This window comes from Pectobacterium aquaticum, assembly GCF_003382565.3.
Taxonomy (GTDB): domain Bacteria; phylum Pseudomonadota; class Gammaproteobacteria; order Enterobacterales; family Enterobacteriaceae; genus Pectobacterium; species Pectobacterium aquaticum.
Map to the genome: position 1 here is coordinate 2,241,306 of NZ_CP086253.1, position 18,269 is coordinate 2,259,574.

At 50.4% G+C, this 18,269-nt stretch carries 16 protein-coding genes; 8 read left to right on the top strand and 8 right to left on the bottom strand.

The genetic code is table 11. The features are described 5' to 3' along the window. Positions 1-102: 102 nt before the first annotated feature. Positions 103-948: a DMT family transporter gene (locus DMB82_RS10330; protein ID WP_116162964.1), complete on the bottom strand. Its 846-nt coding sequence runs from the start codon at positions 946-948 to the stop codon at positions 103-105. Between the two features lie 473 nt (positions 949-1,421). Beyond that, positions 1,422-2,447, bottom strand: coding sequence for a LacI family DNA-binding transcriptional regulator (locus DMB82_RS10335; RefSeq protein ID WP_116162966.1), 1,026 nt, complete (start codon positions 2,445-2,447; stop codon positions 1,422-1,424). Between the two features lie 390 nt (positions 2,448-2,837). Between DMB82_RS10335 and ascF the strand changes: the two genes are divergently transcribed. The 5 genes from ascF (at position 2,838) to DMB82_RS10360 (ending at position 9,775) form a co-directional block, all read left to right on the top strand. Beyond that, positions 2,838-4,298 (top strand): PTS cellobiose/arbutin/salicin transporter subunit IIBC, encoded by a 1,461-nt coding sequence (gene ascF, locus DMB82_RS10340; protein ID WP_116162968.1) that lies wholly within the window; start codon positions 2,838-2,840, stop codon positions 4,296-4,298. A 40-nt stretch (positions 4,299-4,338) separates the two neighbouring features. Continuing rightward, the gene (locus DMB82_RS10345) at positions 4,339-5,769 is read left to right on the top strand and encodes a 6-phospho-beta-glucosidase (RefSeq protein WP_116162970.1); all 1,431 of its coding nucleotides are present in this window, start codon (positions 4,339-4,341) and stop codon (positions 5,767-5,769) included. A 277-nt stretch (positions 5,770-6,046) separates the two neighbouring features. Then, positions 6,047-7,270 (top strand): zinc metallochaperone GTPase ZigA, encoded by a 1,224-nt coding sequence (gene zigA, locus DMB82_RS10350; RefSeq protein ID WP_116155267.1) that lies wholly within the window; start codon positions 6,047-6,049, stop codon positions 7,268-7,270. A gap of 607 nt (positions 7,271-7,877) precedes the next feature. Next, on the top strand, positions 7,878-8,474 hold the full coding sequence (locus tag DMB82_RS10355) for a hypothetical protein (protein WP_228399990.1): 597 nt from the start codon (positions 7,878-7,880) through the stop codon (positions 8,472-8,474). A gap of 218 nt (positions 8,475-8,692) precedes the next feature. After that, on the top strand, positions 8,693-9,775 hold the full coding sequence (locus DMB82_RS10360; protein ID WP_102116500.1) for an MBL fold metallo-hydrolase: 1,083 nt from the start codon (positions 8,693-8,695) through the stop codon (positions 9,773-9,775). Positions 9,776-10,030: 255 nt separating this feature from the next. Here DMB82_RS10360 and DMB82_RS10365 read toward each other — a convergent pair whose 3' ends face one another. The 3 genes from DMB82_RS10365 to pth form a co-directional block, all read right to left on the bottom strand. After that, positions 10,031-11,488, bottom strand: coding sequence for a TrkH family potassium uptake protein (locus DMB82_RS10365; RefSeq protein ID WP_102116539.1), 1,458 nt, complete (start codon positions 11,486-11,488; stop codon positions 10,031-10,033). A gap of 126 nt (positions 11,489-11,614) precedes the next feature. Continuing rightward, positions 11,615-12,706, bottom strand: coding sequence for a redox-regulated ATPase YchF (gene ychF, locus DMB82_RS10370; RefSeq protein ID WP_102116501.1), 1,092 nt, complete (start codon positions 12,704-12,706; stop codon positions 11,615-11,617). A gap of 129 nt (positions 12,707-12,835) precedes the next feature. Then, positions 12,836-13,423 (bottom strand): aminoacyl-tRNA hydrolase, encoded by a 588-nt coding sequence (gene pth, locus DMB82_RS10375; RefSeq protein WP_010274897.1) that lies wholly within the window; start codon positions 13,421-13,423, stop codon positions 12,836-12,838. A gap of 314 nt (positions 13,424-13,737) precedes the next feature. Here pth and ychH point away from each other — a divergent pair, with 314 nt between their 5' ends. Both ychH and DMB82_RS10385 read left to right on the top strand, forming a co-directional pair. After that, positions 13,738-14,007: a stress-induced protein YchH gene (gene ychH, locus DMB82_RS10380; RefSeq protein ID WP_029368994.1), complete on the top strand. Its 270-nt coding sequence runs from the start codon at positions 13,738-13,740 to the stop codon at positions 14,005-14,007. Positions 14,008-14,031: 24 nt separating this feature from the next. Further along, on the top strand, positions 14,032-14,190 hold the full coding sequence (locus DMB82_RS10385) for a hypothetical protein (protein WP_167469147.1): 159 nt from the start codon (positions 14,032-14,034) through the stop codon (positions 14,188-14,190). Here DMB82_RS10385 and prs read toward each other — a convergent pair. The 3 genes from prs to lolB all read right to left on the bottom strand — a co-directional run bounded on the left by prs (position 14,187) and on the right by lolB (position 16,771). Continuing rightward, the gene (gene prs / locus DMB82_RS10390) at positions 14,187-15,134 is read right to left on the bottom strand and encodes a ribose-phosphate diphosphokinase (protein WP_010274915.1); all 948 of its coding nucleotides are present in this window, start codon (positions 15,132-15,134) and stop codon (positions 14,187-14,189) included. The genes DMB82_RS10385 and prs overlap by 4 nt on opposite strands. A 137-nt stretch (positions 15,135-15,271) precedes the next feature. After that, positions 15,272-16,144 (bottom strand): 4-(cytidine 5'-diphospho)-2-C-methyl-D-erythritol kinase, encoded by an 873-nt coding sequence (ispE, locus tag DMB82_RS10395; RefSeq protein WP_102116503.1) that lies wholly within the window; start codon positions 16,142-16,144, stop codon positions 15,272-15,274. Between the two features lie 3 nt (positions 16,145-16,147). After that, the gene (lolB, locus tag DMB82_RS10400) at positions 16,148-16,771 is read right to left on the bottom strand and encodes a lipoprotein insertase outer membrane protein LolB (protein WP_102116540.1); all 624 of its coding nucleotides are present in this window, start codon (positions 16,769-16,771) and stop codon (positions 16,148-16,150) included. Positions 16,772-17,003: 232 nt separating this feature from the next. Here lolB and hemA point away from each other — a divergent pair, with 232 nt between their 5' ends. Further along, on the top strand, positions 17,004-18,260 hold the full coding sequence (gene hemA, locus DMB82_RS10405) for a glutamyl-tRNA reductase (protein ID WP_102116504.1): 1,257 nt from the start codon (positions 17,004-17,006) through the stop codon (positions 18,258-18,260). Positions 18,261-18,269 lie beyond the last annotated feature (9 nt).

Below are 18,269 nucleotides of genomic sequence, written 5' to 3' on the forward strand. Positions count from 1 at the left end.
CGGCATTTTTTTGCAGACCTGACGCTGGATCCCCCGCGCCTGACTATCGCATCGGAAAATCACAATATCCGCCAGACCGCTACTTCCGCCAACCGTTGAGGGTCAGACTGTCGGTTTCTTTTCCTGAGTCACCATCACTATACCAACCAGTACGGCCAGGGCTGAAAAAACCATTCGGGAAGTCAACGATTCACCGAGAAACACGACCCCTCCCAGCATGGTCAGGCAAGGGACGCTGAGCTGGATTGTGCTTGCCGTAATCGAGGCGAGGGAGGGTAAGAGGGTGTACCACAGCACGTAGGCTCCGGCTGATGCGACTGCTCCTGATAGCAATGACAGACTAATGCCCGCGGCATCGTAGTGACCCTCTTTTATAGACAGTACTGAAAGAATGAGCGCCATTGGAACGGCCATAACAAAGTTTGCTGCCGTGGCTGCACCCGCGTTTTGTGTCTTCCTCCCCGTTATCGAATATGCAGCCCAGGCTAACCCGGCCACGATCATCAGAACCGCACTAAAAATGGGGGGCGCTTTAGCTCCAGGTAACAAAAGTATGGCAATGCCCGCTAATGCGAGCATAAGACCGCTTGCTCGCAATACTGACAGTGACTCTCCCTTAAATAATCCGTATATCACCATCGCAAGCTGTACTGCACCAAAAAGTAACAGCGCCCCGGCGCCCGTATCAAGATGGATGTAGGCGACTGAAAAGAAAACCGCATAGACCATCAGATAGAACCCGCTTAACGGACGCCATACGGATATGGAGCTTTTGGTGTGAAGAAACAGGAATGGCAGCAGGACCAGCGCACCGCTGAGCAAGCGTAAGCTGCTGAAGGAAAAGGGATCAATATGTCCCCCTTTGAGTGCCAGACGACAAAGAACAGAGTTTGCCGCGAAAGCTAACATGGCCAGACATACTTTCAGGGCAAGTGCAGTTTTAGCCATTCAGTGAATCCTCAGGAAAAAATAACTACCAATTAGTTGGTAGTTTACATCGAATTTTGAAAGATTAGAAAGCACAACATTCGGTACTCACATTCTCACGAGAACGCCTGGCTTCAGACATCATCGTCGTATGTTTCTGACGGCTGAGGGATATTACATCATGCAAAATACGTTGCCGATATTATCATTTCATGGGTTACGTGGTATTTGTCAAAAGGATTTTCTGATCCAAATAAAATGAGAAAATTGGCTGTGTGTACCCAAACTAGTGGTTCCATCCACCTCTTAAGATCTTAGTGTGTACGGATTGTATAACGTCTGCTCCTCGCTCACAGCAGCCTGTCAGATTTGACTGTGTTCTGCCCGCGCAAACTGTCAGTTCACGTCTAAGCTAATGCAGTTTATCTGCAATCTACGGGTGGTCCGTTTTTGTTGCCGTGAAAAACGGGGTCTGAAACGACCCCGTAGCAGATTCAAACGGGCGGGTTACCGTACGGCCCGTTCTGAATGGAATCTCTGACCTGTAATTCCGACAAGAACAGATTGTCTTTCGAGAAATAGCCGCCGTCCAGCATCGCGATCAGGCGGTTAATCACTTCGTTGATCATATCGCTCACCGGATCTTTGACGCTGGAGAGCGACGGTTTCAAAAACGGGGCGGTGGGAATATCGTCGAACCCGACGACAGAAACGTCGTGCGGTACGGCAACGCCAGCGTCATCCAACGCTTTTATCGCGCCAATCGCCATATCGTCATTGCTGGCGAGAACGGCGCTGAACGATACCCGGTTATCGCGCAGGGCGTTAATGGCAAGCGACCCGCTGCGCGGCGTCCATTTTCCTTTCACAATCAATTCATCCCGTACCGCAATATTGGCCGCCGTCAGGGCATCTTTATAGCCGGAAAGGCGTTCGATAGCCGTCGGCGAATCCAGCGAACCGGTGATAAAAGCGATATCTCTATGGCCGCGCGCGATCAGATGCTGCGTGGCGTTATAGCTGGAACCTTTGTGATCGCAGCAGATGCAGTGGCTCTGGTGTTTACGCAGTTTACGGTTGACCACCATGATCGGCTGCTTGTGCTTCTCGATGATGTCGTCCATTTCATCCACGTTGAGAAAACGGGGATAGATGATGATCGCATCACAGCGTAACCCCAGCAGGAATTGAATTGCGGCTCTTTCTTCATCAGCGCTGTGTTTACCATCGACCAGAATCAACTGACGCCCGTTGTCTTCCAGTTTCTTGGCGGCCTGTGACAGCAGTTCGTTAAAATAGCTGCCGTTATAGAGCGTGTTGGTCACCACCAAACCAATACAGGCTGATTTGCTGGTCGCCAGATTCCGTGCCAGTAAATTGGGCCGATATCCCGTCTCCTCAATGGCCTGATAGACCAGCGTTTTGGTTTCTTCACTGGTATAGCCTTTGCCCGATAGCACGCGCGACACCGTCGCTTTTGATACGCCTGCTTTCTTCGCCACTTCCTGCATTGTCGACATGAGACATCCTGAGACGTTGAATACTCCCATCATTTTACACACTTTATCTCCGTCATACGTCAAGTTGCCTGTGTGTTGGCCGCAAGGGGATGAGTGCGGGTGCGATCGAGAGAAGGATCACATTTCTATGGCGATCGTGGTCACATAAGTAAAATATTAACAATTAATCTATTGAAATTACATTAACGTATAAACACTATCATGTGGAACCGGTTACCCATCGGCGTTTCATCACGTTGCATGGAGCAGGGATACCGGCATGAATACTTTCATAACTGTATGAAATTGAATAATAAATGTGTGCGCATCAAGTGACATTCCCGTTTTGGACGCGTTGAGCGGTGTGTTGAATCTGGTGTAGCGTGCGCGATTACGAGAGATTGTTTATCCATGTCAAAGAATTATGCGGCTGTATCCCGTTCGATCATCGATGCCATCGGTGGTGCTGATAACATCGCTGCCGTGACGCACTGTATGACCCGTCTGCGCTTTGTGCTGAAAGATAATGATGCCGCGAATGTGGCCGAATTGAAGGCGATAAGCGGCGTGCTGGGCGTCGTGAAAAATGATAACCAGTGTCAGGTCATCATCGGCAACACCGTTTCTCAGGCGTACGCCGAAGTGGTGAAACTGCTGCCGGAAGGCGCGGAAGCTGAAAAAACCGTACCAGTGAACAATAAAATTACGCTGCGACGCATCGGAGCGGGGATTCTGGATGCGCTGATTGGCACGATGTCACCGCTCATTCCGGCAATTATCGGCGGCTCGATGGTGAAATTGCTTGCCATGATCCTCGACATGACCGGGCTGTTTGAGAAGGGCGCATCGACGATAACGATTCTGAACGTGATTGGCGACGGCGCGTTCTTCTTCCTGCCGATCATGGTGGCGGCGTCTGCTGCGGTAAAATTCAAAACCAATATGTCGTTGGCGATTGCTATCGCTGGGGTGCTGGTGCATCCGACGTTTATCGATCTGATGGCAAAAGCGGCGCAGGGTCAGCAGGTGGTGTTTATGGGGCTGACCGTCACGGCGGTGAAGTATACCTACACCGTGATTCCGGCGCTGTGTATGACCTGGATTCTGTCTTACATTGAAAAATGGGTAGACCGCATTACGCCAGCGGTGACCAAAAACTTCCTGAAGCCGATGTTAATCGTGCTGATTGCTTCTCCGATTGCCATCATGCTGATCGGCCCGATTGGGATCTGGATTGGTAGCGGAATTTCTGCGGTGGTGTACACCGTGCATGATTATCTGGGCTGGTTGTCCGTTGCCATCATGGGCGCTATCTGGCCGCTGCTGGTGATGACCGGTATGCACCGCGTGTTTACGCCGACTATCATTCAAACCATCGCCGAGACGGGCAAAGAAGGCATGGTGATGCCGTCTGAAATCGGTGCAAACCTGTCGCTGGGGGGCTCTTCACTGGCGGTCGCGTGGCGCACCAAAAACCCGGAACTGCGCCAGACGGCGCTGGCGGCGGCGGCATCGGCCATTGTTGCTGGGATCTCGGAACCTGCGCTGTACGGTGTGGCTTTGCGTCTGAAGCGTCCGCTGATTGCCTGTTTAATCACCGGTTTTATCTGTGGTGCCGTTGCCGGTATCGGCGGTCTGGCAAGCCATTCAATGGCCTCGCCGGGGCTGTTTACCAGCGTGCAGTTCTTCGATCCGACCAATCCGATGAGCATTGCCTGGGTATTCGGCGTCATGCTTCTATCTGTCGTGATTTCCTTCTTCGTCACCTTGCTGCTGGGCTTTGAAGACATCCCGGTAGAAGAACAACCGGAAGAGAAACGCATACAGGGCGACAAGGTTTCCACGCCGCAGCACGCAGCGAACACGAATTAAATGAAGCACTAATTAGCTGAAGTACGAAGGAGAAGAGCGTATGTCTGCATCAACATTTCCCAATGGGTTCTTATGGGGGGGCGCGATTGCGGCCAATCAGGCAGAAGGTGCGTACCTCGAAGGCGGTAAAGGGCTGACGACGGTGGATATGATTCCCCACGGTGTGAATCGTCTGCCGGTAAAACTAGGGCAAGAACCGCGTTTTGCGCTGCGTGAGGATGAGTTTTATCCCAGCCATCAGGCGATCGATTTCTATCATCGCTATAAGGAAGATATCGCGCTGATGGCAGAAATGGGGTTCACGGTGTTCCGTACCTCTATCGCCTGGAGCCGACTTTACCCAAACGGGGATGAGCTGACGCCCAACGCAGACGGCATCGCCTTTTATCGCGATGTGTTTGCCGAGTGCAAGAAGTACAACATTGAGCCGCTGGTGACGCTGTGCCATTTCGATGTGCCGATGCATTTGGTCACCGAGTACGGCTCATGGCGTGACCGGAAAATGGTGGAGTTCTTCGCTCGCTATGCCCGAACCTGTTTTGAAGCCTTCGACGGGCTGGTGAAATATTGGCTGACGTTCAATGAAATCAATATTTTGCTGCATAGTCCGTTTTCTGGCGCTGGGTTGGTGTTTGCCGACGGGGAGAATCAGGAGCAGGTGAAATACCAGGCGGCGCACCATGAACTGGTGGCGAGCGCGCTGGCGACGAAAATTGCGCATGAGGTTAACGCGGAAAATCAGGTCGGCTGCATGCTGGCTGGCGGCAACTTTTATCCGTGGTCGTGCAAACCGGAAGATGTCTGGGCGGCGCTAAATAAAGATCGAGAGAATCTGTTCTTTATTGATGTGCAGGCACGCGGCACCTATCCGGCATATACCGGGCGTTTGTTTAAAGAGAAGGGCATCACGATTGCGTCAGAGCCGGGCGATGATGAGATTCTCAAGAACACGGTAGATTTTGTGTCCTTCAGCTATTACGCCTCCCGCTGCGCCTCAGCGGATATGAACGAGCACAATAGCAGTGCGGCGAACATCGTGAAATCGTTAAAGAACCCGCACATCAAGGCAAGTGAATGGGGCTGGGGAATTGATCCGCTGGGTCTGCGCATCACCATGAACATGATGTATGACCGCTACCAGAAGCCACTGTTTTTGGTCGAGAACGGGCTGGGTGCGAAGGACGAGATTAACGCACAGGGCAAGATTGATGATGACTATCGCATCAGCTACCTGCGCGAGCACATCAGCGCGATGGCGGACGCCATCGGCGACGGCATTCCGGTCATCGGCTATACCTCATGGGGCTGCATCGATCTGGTCGCTGCTTCTACCGGTGAAATGAGCAAACGCTACGGTTTCATCTACGTCGATCGCGACGACCAGGGCGAAGGGACGTTAGCCAGAAAGAAAAAGAAATCGTTCTACTGGTATAAGAAAGTCATCGCCAGCAACGGATCTGACCTGAGCTAAAGGCAATAAGGTTGCTCAGCAATTCCTACGATAGCCCCCTGACGGAGACGTCAGGGGGCTATTTGTTTTCAACAATGCGAAGAATGTAAATTGCATTAGACCAAACCAAACCCTCAATGATTTTTCATGGCCTAATTGTTATGTTATAACATAACACTTGATGCGTGAGGAGATTACCGCGACGAAGGTTTAAAAGCGAAACATTTGTGGTGATGAATCATCCCTAAGCGGAAAAGTAAAAATGCAAACGACCTTGAATCATTAGAGAGTGTGAAATATGGCTGACGTTGTAGCTCGACAGAAAGCAGATGCAAGATTACCTGTGACCGTACTATCCGGCTTTCTCGGCGCGGGAAAGACCACGTTACTTAACCATATTCTGAATAATCGCGCTGGCCGACGCGTCGCGGTGATCGTCAACGACATGTCAGAAGTGAATATTGATGCTGCACTAGTGAGGGAGGGCGGCGCTGAGCTTTCACGAACGGACGAGAAATTGGTGGAGATGAGTAACGGTTGTATCTGTTGCACGCTGCGTGAAGATCTCCTGATCGAGGTTAATCGGCTGGCAAAAGAAGGGCGTTTTGATCAGTTGGTCATTGAATCAACCGGTATCGCGGAACCGCTTCCGGTCGCGGAGACATTCACGTTTGCGGGTGACGATGGGGAAAGCCTTTCGGAAGTGGCTCGGCTGGATACGATGGTGACTGTTGTCGACGGGTATAATTTCTTAAACGATTACGCTTCAGTGGACAGCATTCATTCACGTGGAGAATCGTTAGGCGAGGGTGACGAGCGCAGCGTGGTGGATTTGCTGATCGACCAGATCGAATTCTGCGATGTCATTATCCTCAACAAGACGGATCTTATTGATGCGGCGCAACAGCAGAAGTTAGTTGCGATTATTCGTTCACTGAATCCGAGCGCAAAAATACTGCATGCACAGTTTGGTGCTGTGCCGTTGAACGAGGTGCTCAATACGGGATTGTTTGATTTCGACAAAGCGGCGCAGGCTCCAGGATGGTTGAAGGAGCTACGCGGCGAGCATACGCCTGAAACTGAGGAATATGGCATCGCCAGTTTTGTTTTCCGCGCGCGTCGGCCGTTTCATCCTGCCCGCTTCGCGCAGGTCATGGAAAATTCGCTCACCGGGGTTGTCAGATCCAAAGGCTATTTTTGGTTGGCAAGCCGCCCGGAATATGCCGGATCGTGGTCTCAGGCAGGCGGTGTGGCGCGTCAGGGGCTGGCTGGTTCATGGTGGGTCAGCGCGCCAAAAGAAAGGTGGCCGACAGATAGTGAATCGCTAGATTACATTCGTTCCATATGGGTGGATGGCGTGGGTGATGCGCGGCAGGAACTGGTGTTTATTGGTATCGATATGGATGAATACGCGCTGCGAACTCGTCTGGAGGCCGCACTGCTGACGGACAAAGAAATGGCAGAAGGTCTGGCGATGTGGCTAAATTATCCGGACCCGATAGAGCCCTGGTTTGCGTCATAACGTGTGGGGAATCTAGAAAAGGCCTGATTGCTCAGGCTATGAGGGGATTTATCGTCCCCGTACGTTTCGAGGACGATAAATTTTTCGATGAAAAACGGCATTGTGGTGCAGAAAAAACGATATCACGGAATACGAGAGCCCGTTTACCGCGCTTCCACGTTGAAGTACGCTACGGCGGCGGGCCGACGAACGTATTCTGGCGCAAGTCAATAGACGGTCCACTGGCATTCCAGAGTTCAGAGTCGCGGGGGAGGAAGCGGGAGGTTCGTTTTCTGCTCCGCACAATAGCGGGGAAAACAGGGAACTCGTACCGCAGCCTGCGCCGAATCGAGGCTGCTTAATGCAGTCGTCGGCGGTTAGTGGGGGGCTGACGTACAGGGCACTTTAGGGCTTCAAATGACACATTGGGGGTGAGTAAACGGCGCGATTCTAGCGAAGGAATTCTCCGACAACGAGTTTTTGTATAAAAAATGCTATTCTTTCCTGTAGTTGTAGAATGCGCTGTCACGTGTAAACGTAGTAAAAAGGCCAGAGGTTATCGACGTTAGCGTGATAAGAATGGCGCGTGGTGGGATAGGGGAGTGCATACAATGAATAGCAGGGGAATATGATGAAAATCAGTGTGATAAAGAAAGGGATTGCGGGGCTGTTACTGGTGCTGCCGCTGCACGGGCTTGCTGAGACAAAGGATCCAGATTTGTTCGCTGGCTATACCACGCAGGATCTCACCGCGGCATTACCTGCGCGACTGTTGAACATGGTTCAGCGAGACAACGTGGTCGACCCGGCAAACCACATGGTGCAGACCGAGTATGTTGACCCTACGACAGGCAATAAAGCGTTGGTTTCATTGTTTATGCTGCCGCCTGATAAAGATGGCAATGTCCCGATTGCCTCCAAGCCCAGCGATCTGGATGCAGTGATTGCCAGTACCGAAAAAGAGATGCTGCGCCAGCGTATTAAGCCCGACCAACGTGCGGGAAACATTGACGGTGCGACGCCTTTTCGCTGCTTACAAACGATTCTGAATAACAAGGTTCTGCATTCGCTGTGTTCGACGCTGATTAAAGGGCGCGTGCTGGAAGTACAGGCGATCAACACGGTCGATAATATTCAGGATGAAGTCGGGCTGAATAAGGTCATTGGGCAACAAAATGAATTTGTTATCGGGATGGGAAAAACGCTGCTGGCGCTTAAAAAGTAATATGTACTGACGCCGCAGGCAAACTCTCATCAACATTTCTGAGCGAAGGCGAGCACCTTCGCTTTTTTTGCACCCAAAATCCCCCAGTTCTCCCTTGCCATATTCTCAGCGTTCGTGCATAACTGCCGGTGCCAAAGGGGCGATGCCTGAAATCAGGCATGACGAAACGACATTCATTACGAAATATATTCATCACGAAATGACACCGGATAAACGCTATGCTTTTGTTACTCGTTTTGGCTGTGATTGTAGTCGCCGTTTACGGCTGGTTAAAACAGCCGCAGTATGTATCACCAGAGGTCAAGCCCCAGCCGGAAAACCCACTCTTTCGCGATGGCGCGTTTCATAACCCGGTCGCCCGCCCAACGGTGGCAAGTCAGAGCCGTTGGGCTCTGCTGTACCGATTTCTTTTTGAGAAAGATGATGGTGCGTTGCCAGATACCCATTTGCCGTCGGAAAAAACCGATCTGCACCAGTTGAGTAAAACGGATAACGTCATCATCTGGATGGGCCATTCCAGCTATTTCATTCAACTGGAAGGGAAAACGTTCCTGCTGGATCCGGTATTTAGCGACAACGCTTCGCCGGTGCCACGCACCAACGTCGCTTTCAAGGGCAGCAATGTGTATTCACCGGATGATGTTCCCACCATCGACTATCTGCTGATCACCCACGATCACTGGGATCATCTGGATTATCCCACGCTGAACGCGCTACGCGGGAAAATCCGTCGCATCGTCACGCCAACGGGCGTGGGGTCCTATTTTGTAAAATGGGGTTTCCCGCAGAAAGACATTACGGAAGGCGGCTGGTTCAGTTGTCTGAAAGAGAATGGTGTCGACATCCATGTACTTCCGACACAGCATTTTTCTGGCCGACTCCTCAAGCATAATCAAACGCTGTGGGGTTCATTTGCGCTGATTACGGAACAACATCGTCTGTATCTCGGCGGAGACAGCGGCTATGGTGCGCATTACAAAGCGATCGCTGAGCGTCTGGGCGGATTCGATATCGCGATACTGGAATGCGGGCAGTACGATCGGGACTGGCCCCACGTTCACATGACGCCGGAAGAAAGTGCGCAGGCGGCCAGTGATTTGCAGGCAAAAGCGGTACTACCGAGCCATAACAGCAAATTTAAGCTGGCGCACCACCGCTGGAACGATCCGCTGGAGCGCATTTCTCAGGCGAGTGAAAATCAAGACTGGCGACTGATGACGCCCCGCATTGGCGAACGCGTTCAGGTCGATAACCCGCAGCAGGCGTTTAGCCAGTGGTGGAATTTCAGTTCTATGAAGTGATGCTGCATATCTCAACGAATCTATGCTGTGTCCCTTAACTATTTATTGTACAACTTAGCATGGGTAATAACTGTGCAAAAAAACTTTTAAACGATAAAAATCGCTCCAGAAACGCTTAATATTCAACCAAAAATCACATTTCGGAAAGGGTTCCTACAGTACTTTTTGGTATGTGGGGAGGTTAAGGGACACACTCTAGCTAGCGATCCTCTGAATCAATAAAAGCCTGCCCGATGTGATCAGGCAGATATAATGCTATGCGCGCCAGAAGAAACGTGAAAAAAGCATCAAAATAGGGTAAATCTCCAAGCGTCCCATTATCATCGCTGCACACATTAAATATTTAGCCTCATCTTTGAGAGTACCAAACGTTGAGGCGGTTTCACCAAACCCTAATCCCATATTGTTAATGCATGCCGCGACGGTAGCAAACGAGGTGAGTAAATCATATCCCATCATATTCAGTACCCAGATGAAAAAGATTGTGAAAAGCATATAAAGGAAGAAGAAACTCCATACAGAATGCATGACACGATCATTCACCGTACTGCCACCTACTTTTATATTCATTAATGCACGTGGATGAGCCAGTTGATGTAATTCATGCCGACTTTGTTTCAGCAAAATCAAAAAACGTAATGTTTTAATGCCACCACATGTTGAACCAACACACCCCCCAAAAAAACTCATAAATAACAAAAACACAATAGTGTGAGTTGGCCAGTTCGCATAATCAGCGGTTGCCAGACCGTTATCAGTCATCATGGAACTGGCAAGGAAAAAGGCATGGATGAAACTATCAAACATGTTATACATCCCCGCGTGCCATACTTGCCAGGTAGTGAGGAGAACAACAATACATGTCACCAGCAGAAAGAAACGAAGTTCGGCATTACGCTGAAAAGGTTTCAGGGTACGTTTAGTGATAGCGATATACCATAAGGTAAAATTAAATGCGGAAAGCAGCGAAAATAAACCCGCAACGAATTCAATAGCATGGTTGTTGTAAAAACCGATACTTTCCGTTTGGGTCGAGAAACCGCCTAGTGATACAGTTGATAAACCATGACACAGTGCGTCAAAAGCAGGCATACCTGCAAGCATGTAAGAAAAAGTACAGGCTAATCCGAGCAGTGAATATGTTAACCAGAGACTGCGTGATGTATCTGCCAGTCGAGGCGTCAGTTTTTCTTCTTTAAAAGGACCTGGCATTTCCGACTGATAAAGTTTTGCTCCACCAATACCTAATAAAGGGAGTACTGCAACGGCAAGGACAATAACCCCCAAACCGCCAATAAAATTCAGTTGAGCTCGATAATAAAGATAGGCATGTGGCAGTGAACTAACATCAGCCACAACGGTAGCGCCAGTTGTGGTTATACCGGAAACACCTTCAAATAATGCATCGGCAAAGCTTAAGTTCAGTGCGTCATCCTGCCATATCGGGATGGCGCTAATAAGAGAAAATAATATCCAAAACAGAACGATAATGATAAAGCCATCTCGGGTTCGTAGTTGTATTCCTGCTCGCCGGGTCAGAACCCAGGCTATGCCTCCGAGAGAAAAAAAAGTAATGAACGTACTGAGAAAAACAAAAAAACTCTTCTCTTTGTTCAGCAATGCAATAACCATCGGTGGCAGCATGGAAAAACTGTATAAAAAAACTAAAAAACCACAGATATGTGTTACTACACGAATTTGGGATGAATTAATAGAATAATGGTTTTTCAAACGAAAGCTCCCAAATTTAAAATGAAAATCCACGCAACTGCGTGGATTTTATGAGGTTTGTTAGTCTGCATACAATGCTGTGAGATCGCATGAGACAACAGAGTCTATTTAGACGTTGAACAGGAAGTTCATCACATCGCCATCTTTTACGATGTATTCCTTGCCTTCTGAACGCATTTTTCCGGCTTCTTTCGCGCCTTGTTCACCTTTGTAGGTGATGAAATCGTCATAGGCGATAGTCTGTGCGCGGATGAAGCCTTTTTCGAAGTCGGTGTGGATCTTACCGGCGGCCTGCGGTGCGGTGGCGCCGACAGGGATGGTCCATGCACGAACTTCTTTCACGCCAGCGGTGAAGTAAGTTTGCAGGTTCAGCAGCTCATAACCTGCACGGATCACGCGGTTCAGACCCGGCTCTTCTAACCCTAACTCCGCCATGAATTCTTCACGGTCAGCATCGTCCAGCTCGGCAATATCTGATTCAACGGCGGCGCAGACGGCCACAACGACAGAGCCTTCAGCCGCTGCGATTTCGCGCACTTTATCGAGGTATGGGTTGTTTTCGAAACCGTCTTCGTTGACGTTAGCGATGTACATCGTTGGTTTCAGTGTCAGGAAGCTCAGGTAGCGGATAGCTGCTTTATCTTCATCGCTTAAATCCAGCGAACGCAGCATGCCAGCGTTTTCCAATTGTGGTAAACATTTCTCCAGCGCGGCCAGCTCAGCTTTAGCATCTTTATCACCGCCTTTGGCTCTCTTCTGCACGCGATGAATGGCGCGTTCACAGGTGTCGAGGTCAGACAGTGCTAATTCAGTGTTGATGACTTCGATATCATCAGCCGGATCCACTTTGTTGTTGACGTGGATGATGTTGTCGTTTTCGAAGCAGCGTACAACGTGGCCGATGGCTTCCGTTTCACGAATGTTGGTCAGGAACTGGTTACCCAAACCTTCACCTTTGGACGCGCCTTTTACCAGACCAGCGATATCAACAAATTCCATGGTGGTAGGGAGGATACGCTGTGGCTTAACGATTTCAGCCAGCTTGTCCAGACGTGGATCGGGCATCGGCACTACGCCAGTGTTCGGCTCGATGGTACAAAACGGGAAGTTGGCCGCTTCGATGCCGGCTTTGGTCAGCGCATTGAACAGAGTGGATTTACCGACGTTAGGCAGCCCAACGATACCGCATTTGAATCCCATGTTTATATCACCTTAAATAACTTATTAATCAGGCAATTACTATCTATTGCCTGTCAGAATGGAAATATTTCGGCAGATTATACACGGAATGGCGATTTATCTCGATCTGCCATCCGCATTCTGACCAGATTATGCCGCTTTGAAGGCATGCAAGCGGTTCATCGCTTTGATCATGTCTTCTTTCATCAGGATTTCTGTGCAGCGTACGGCTTCGTCAATGGCATCGTCGATCAGCGTCTGTTCGCTCGTCGGCGGTTTGCCCAGCACAAAGCCAGTCACTTTGCTTTTATCACCCGGATGGCCGATACCGATGCGTAAACGATGGAAGTTCGGGTTGTTACCCAATTTACTGATGATGTCTTTCAGACCGTTGTGGCCGCCGTGGCCGCCACCCAGCTTAAGTTTGGCAATTCCCGGTAATAAATCCAGTTCATCGTGTGCAACCAGAATTTCATCAGGTTGGATGCGGTAGAAAGTGGCCATTGCCGCGACGGCTTTGCCGCTCAGGTTCATGAACGTGGTGGGAACCAGCAGACGAACATCTTGCCCAGCCAGATTCAGGCGGGAGGTGTAACCAAAAAATTTGCTTTCTTCTTTCAGCGGCTGACGGTAAGCGTCCGCCAGACGATCGACAAACCAGGCACCCGCATTATGGCGGGTGGCGGCATATTCCGCGCCAGGATTAGCCAGGCCGACAATTAATTTAATGCTGCTCACGGTATATTCCAGATTACGTGCTTAAACTTACGCAGGGTAGTGTGATAAACGAAAGCGCTAGTTTACACACCGCATGAGGGATAGCCAAATATCGGTGTTGGAATGTAAAAATATTGTTATTTGTTTAGTGGTGTGATTATTCGGATTTTTGTCTATTTGTTTGTTTAAACGTAAAAAAATATTAATCATTCCCCTTATCTGTGATCCCTCCCGCAATCATCTCAGTACATTGTTGCCTATAATTACATCAACAATAAGAGAGTAAACAGTAATGGCACTCCGATTCATCCACAGAATTAATCTGGAGGTGGCAGATGAAACGCAAGAACGTGACAGTACTCGGTAATGTATTGATGGGTATCGGGATGATCATGATGATTGGCGGCATCGGTTTTTCTATCGCCAGCCAGTTCCCGAAACTGAATGTTCCTGAATATATGACTTACATTGATCTGGTCAGTATTTTTTCTGGCGCAATATTTTGGTTGGCGGGGGCGCGTATTAGCGGGCGTGAAGAAGTCGCGGATCGTTACTGGTGGGTTAAGCACTTTGATAAGCGTTGTCGCCGCCAGCGCCATCCATAATCGTTAATGGCGCCATAGGCGTGAATGAAAATTGAACATGAGAGCCGCTGTAGCTTTGCTATGGCGGTTTTTTGTTTTTATAGTGATAGCGTTTTTACAGTGATGAAAAATAAGAAAGCCACCTTGTTACAGGTGGCTTCATCATTATCGTTTGTCATCGGTTACCCGATCAGCGGCGATTAATGTTCAAACATCGCAGAAATGGATTCTTCGTTGCTGATACGACGAATCGCTTCGGCCAACATCCCGGACAGCGTTAGCGTACGAACATTCGGCAGTGAACGAATGTTTTCCGCCAGCGGAATGGTATCGCAGACAATCACTTCATCAATGACAGAGTTCTTGATGTTCTCGTAAGCATTGCCTGAGAAAATCGGGTGTGTGGCATAAGCGAATACACGTTTAGCCCCACGTTCCTTCAGTGCTTCCGCCGCTTTGCACAGCGTGCCGCCAGTGTCGATCATATCGTCAACCAGTACACAGTCACGGCCAGCGACGTCACCGATGATATGCATCACCTGAGAAACGTTGGCACGCGGACGGCGCTTGTCAATGATCGCCATATCGGTATCGTTCAGCAGTTTAGCGATTGCGCGAGCACGCACAACGCCACCGATATCTGGAGAAACCACGATCGGGTTTTCCAGATTTTGTTGCAACATGTCTTCCAGCAGGATCGGGCTACCGAATACGTTATCTACCGGGACATCGAAGAAACCCTGAATCTGCTCAGCGTGCAGATCCACAGTCAGAACACGGTCAACACCCACGCTGGACAGGAAGTCAGCAACGACTTTCGCGGTGATTGGCACACGTGCGGAACGCACGCGACGATCCTGACGGGCATAGCCGAAGTAGGGGATAACGGCGGTAATACGTCCCGCGGAAGCGCGACGCAGAGCATCGACCATCACAACCAGTTCCATTAGGTTGTCATTGGTGGGTGCACAGGTGGACTGGATGATGAAAATATCACCACCGCGTACATTTTCATTGATTTGCACGCTGACTTCGCCATCGCTAAAACGACCGACAGCGGCGTCGCCAAGGCTAGTGTACAAACGGTTGGCAATACGTTGTGCTAGTTCCGGGATGGCGTTACCAGCAAAAAGCTTCATATCAGGCACGAGAAGAACCTCAGGCTTGCGTCCAGAGAAATATTGCACCTGCCAAGCAAGGAAAAACAACAGGTACAACATGCATACGGGTGTATGAATTAAGTTTGCTACAGACTGGCCGCATGGCAGCCGGTGTGTGGCAAAACCTAACGTTGCCCAGAAAGCGTACGGTGTAGCGGAGAGATATTAACACCTCTCGCGACGAAACCGTTTAACCATTCCGGGGCCTGGTCAAGCACCTGACGGGCTGCGAACTCGGTGTCAAACTCTGCAAACACACAAGCCCCCGTTCCAGTCAGGCGCGCCGGGGCATATTCTAGCAGCCATGAAAGTAGCTGTTCAACCTCACGAAAACGTTTTCTTGCGATAGCTTCACAATCATTGACGAAGGTCTGGTTTAATAAAGTTTCTAAATCACGAATTGGCGAATTCCGCGTCAATTCAGGATCGCTGAAAATCAACGGTGTGGCAATACTCACGCCAGGGTGGGCGACCAGATACCATCTTTCTGGCGGATTTGCGGGGGTTAACTGCTCGCCAATGCCTTCGGCAAAGGCAGAATGCCCACGAACAAAGACGGGAACATCGGCACCCAATTGCAGCCCCAATTCGGCCAACGTATCTACGCTCAGCCCGCTTTGCCATAAATGGTTGAGGGCAACTAAAACGGTTGCTGCGTTGGATGAACCACCGCCCAGTCCGCCGCCCATCGGCAGGCATTTCTCAATACTGATATCTGCGCCGAACCGGGCAGGGCGAATATTGTAGCGTTCGCAGTGCTGCTGCAATAAGCGTGCGGCGCGGACGATCAGATTTTGCTCGTTTTCTACACCGTCGACAGGGGTAAGCAGGTTAATCTGCTCGTCATCACGCGGCCGAATCGTCAAGGTGTCACCATAATCCAGAAACTGGAATAGCGTTTGCAGCAGGTGATACCCGTCTTTTCTCTGTCCGGTGATATAAAGAAACAGGTTCAGTTTGGCGGGGGCAGGCCATGTCTCGATAACCGTCGGTTGCATCGCTTATTTAACCATCCAGTTATTCATCTTCAGCTTAATACGCTGGTCACCCTGAACCAGCTCCAGACTGGTTGGCAGCGGAGGTGTCAACTCAGTGTTGTAACTCTGATAGCTGACATTCCAGTTTTGGTTGCCCTGACGATAGGTGATGGTTTTCAGCAGATAGCGTTCATCCAGCGTGAATTCGGTGGCGTCACCTGGGATGCCGAGAATCCACTGGCGCAGATTGTTCAGCGGGATCGCCATGCCAGTCAGTTGCTGAATCATGTATTCGGCATCCTTACCCACGTAACGCTTGCCCTGATTGTCGGTGATTTGCACGCCGTCAGGTTGGGCTCGCAGTTCTAATTCGGTGCTGCCGAGCGGGTTGGTCAACAGTAGCCGATAACGCTGCGGTGGTGTGTCCTGCCAGAAGAAATTGGCTGATACTCTTTTGCTATCGGAGATATAGGCAAAAGCGCCGCGCGTCTGATATTGGCTGAGCTGCTGGACCTTTTGCTGGTGCTGTTGCCACTCTGGCGAAGTGGCACTTTTACCCGTTTGAGTCGGTTGATTAACGCTACAGGCAGCGAGCAATATGCTGGCTAAAGGCAGTAAACGCAGGCATCGGACGGTTTTGGTTGGCATGTCGGTCGTATCCTGTAAATGAACGAAGTTCGTGAAATACGTCACGCTAACGGGCTTACCGCTCAGCGTCAATGATTGTTATTCGTTAATGGCGTTTATTGTTTTTTGTCAAAAAGTGACTACCTCAGACGAGGTGTATCGCGTGCTGTCGCTTTTCTTGCACTCCTGCATCAAGTAGAATGCGGTTCAAACGAAATCCATACTAAGACCGGTATTACTCAGAAACAGCCTAATGACCCTGCTTGCGCTTGGTATTAATCACAAAACCGCACCGGTTTCTCTGCGTGAACGTGTTGTGTTCTCACCAGATAAACTCGGGGTGGCCCTCGACAGTCTGCTACAGCAACCGCTGGTGCAGGGCGGCGTTGTGCTGTCTACCTGCAATCGTACGGAACTCTACCTTAGCGTTGACGAACAGGAAAACCAGCGTGAGCAGTTGATTCGCTGGCTGTGTGAATATCATCAATTGCGCCCGGAAGACGTCAACGGCAGCCTGTACTGGCATCAGGATAATGCTGCCGTTAGCCATTTGATGCGCGTTGCCAGCGGTCTGGATTCCCTCGTGTTAGGCGAACCGCAGATTTTGGGACAGGTGAAGAAGGCGTTTGCCGAATCACAGCGTGGTCATTCCCTGTCCAGCGAACTGGAGCGGTTGTTTCAGAAATCCTTTACCGTCGCCAAGCGGGTTCGGACGGAAACGGATATTGGTGCTAGCGCGGTGTCGGTGGCATTTGCTGCCTGTACGCTGGCGCGGCAGATCTTTGAATCACTGGCGGATGTCACCGTGCTGCTTGTTGGTGCTGGAGAAACCATTGAACTGGTCGCTCGCTATCTTCGCGAACACAAGGTACAAAAAATGGTGATCGCGAACCGCACCCGTGAACGCGCGCAGGCGCTGGCAACGGAAGTGGGCGCAGACGTCATCACGCTGGCAGAGCTGGACGAACAGCTCGTTCAGGCCGATATCGTGATCAGTTCAACGGCAAGTACGCTGCCGATTATCGGAAAAGGGATGATGGAACGAACGCTCAAGGCGAGACGGAATCAGCCAATGCTGATGGTAGATATTGCGGTTCCGCGCGATATTGAGCCGGAAGTCGGCAAATTGCCGAACGTTTATCTCTACAGTGTGGACGATCTGCATGCGATCATTCAGCATAACCTTGCGCAGCGCAAAGCGGCGGCGGTGCAGGCTGAATCTATCGTGCAGCAGGAAAGCTCTGACTTCATGGCGTGGCTGCGTGCGCAGTCCGCGGTGGAGACCATTCGCGATTATCGTGCTCAGGCCGATGAATTGCGTGCGGAAATGACGGCCAAGGCGCTGGCTGCCATCCAACAAGGCAATGATGTTGAAGCGGTGATTCAGGAACTGACCCACCGTTTGACCAACCGTCTGATTCACGCGCCGACCAAGTCCCTTCAGCAAGCCGCTCGTGACGGCGACCAACACCGGTTACAAATTTTACGTGACAGCCTTGGGCTGGACTAGCATTCATCT

Excerpts from the sequence above, each read along its gene's own strand:
- DMB82_RS10330 (WP_116162964.1), bottom strand. The coding sequence starts at position 948 with ATGGCTAAAACTGCACTTGCCCTGAAAGTATGTCTGGCCATGTTAGCT.
- DMB82_RS10335 (WP_116162966.1), bottom strand. The coding sequence starts at position 2,447 with ATGTCGACAATGCAGGAAGTGGCGAAGAAAGCAGGCGTATCAAAAGCG.
- ascF (WP_116162968.1), top strand. The coding sequence starts at position 2,838 with ATGTCAAAGAATTATGCGGCTGTATCCCGTTCGATCATCGATGCCATC.
- DMB82_RS10345 (WP_116162970.1), top strand. The coding sequence starts at position 4,339 with ATGTCTGCATCAACATTTCCCAATGGGTTCTTATGGGGGGGCGCGATT.
- zigA (WP_116155267.1), top strand. The coding sequence starts at position 6,047 with ATGGCTGACGTTGTAGCTCGACAGAAAGCAGATGCAAGATTACCTGTG.
- DMB82_RS10355 (WP_228399990.1), top strand. The coding sequence starts at position 7,878 with ATGATGAAAATCAGTGTGATAAAGAAAGGGATTGCGGGGCTGTTACTG.
- DMB82_RS10360 (WP_102116500.1), top strand. The coding sequence starts at position 8,693 with ATGCTTTTGTTACTCGTTTTGGCTGTGATTGTAGTCGCCGTTTACGGC.
- ychF (WP_102116501.1), bottom strand. The coding sequence starts at position 12,706 with ATGGGATTCAAATGCGGTATCGTTGGGCTGCCTAACGTCGGTAAATCC.
- ychH (WP_029368994.1), top strand. The coding sequence starts at position 13,738 with ATGAAACGCAAGAACGTGACAGTACTCGGTAATGTATTGATGGGTATC.
- DMB82_RS10385 (WP_167469147.1), top strand. The coding sequence starts at position 14,032 with ATGAAAATTGAACATGAGAGCCGCTGTAGCTTTGCTATGGCGGTTTTT.
- ispE (WP_102116503.1), bottom strand. The coding sequence starts at position 16,144 with ATGCAACCGACGGTTATCGAGACATGGCCTGCCCCCGCCAAACTGAAC.
- lolB (WP_102116540.1), bottom strand. The coding sequence starts at position 16,771 with ATGCCAACCAAAACCGTCCGATGCCTGCGTTTACTGCCTTTAGCCAGC.
- hemA (WP_102116504.1), top strand. The coding sequence starts at position 17,004 with ATGACCCTGCTTGCGCTTGGTATTAATCACAAAACCGCACCGGTTTCT.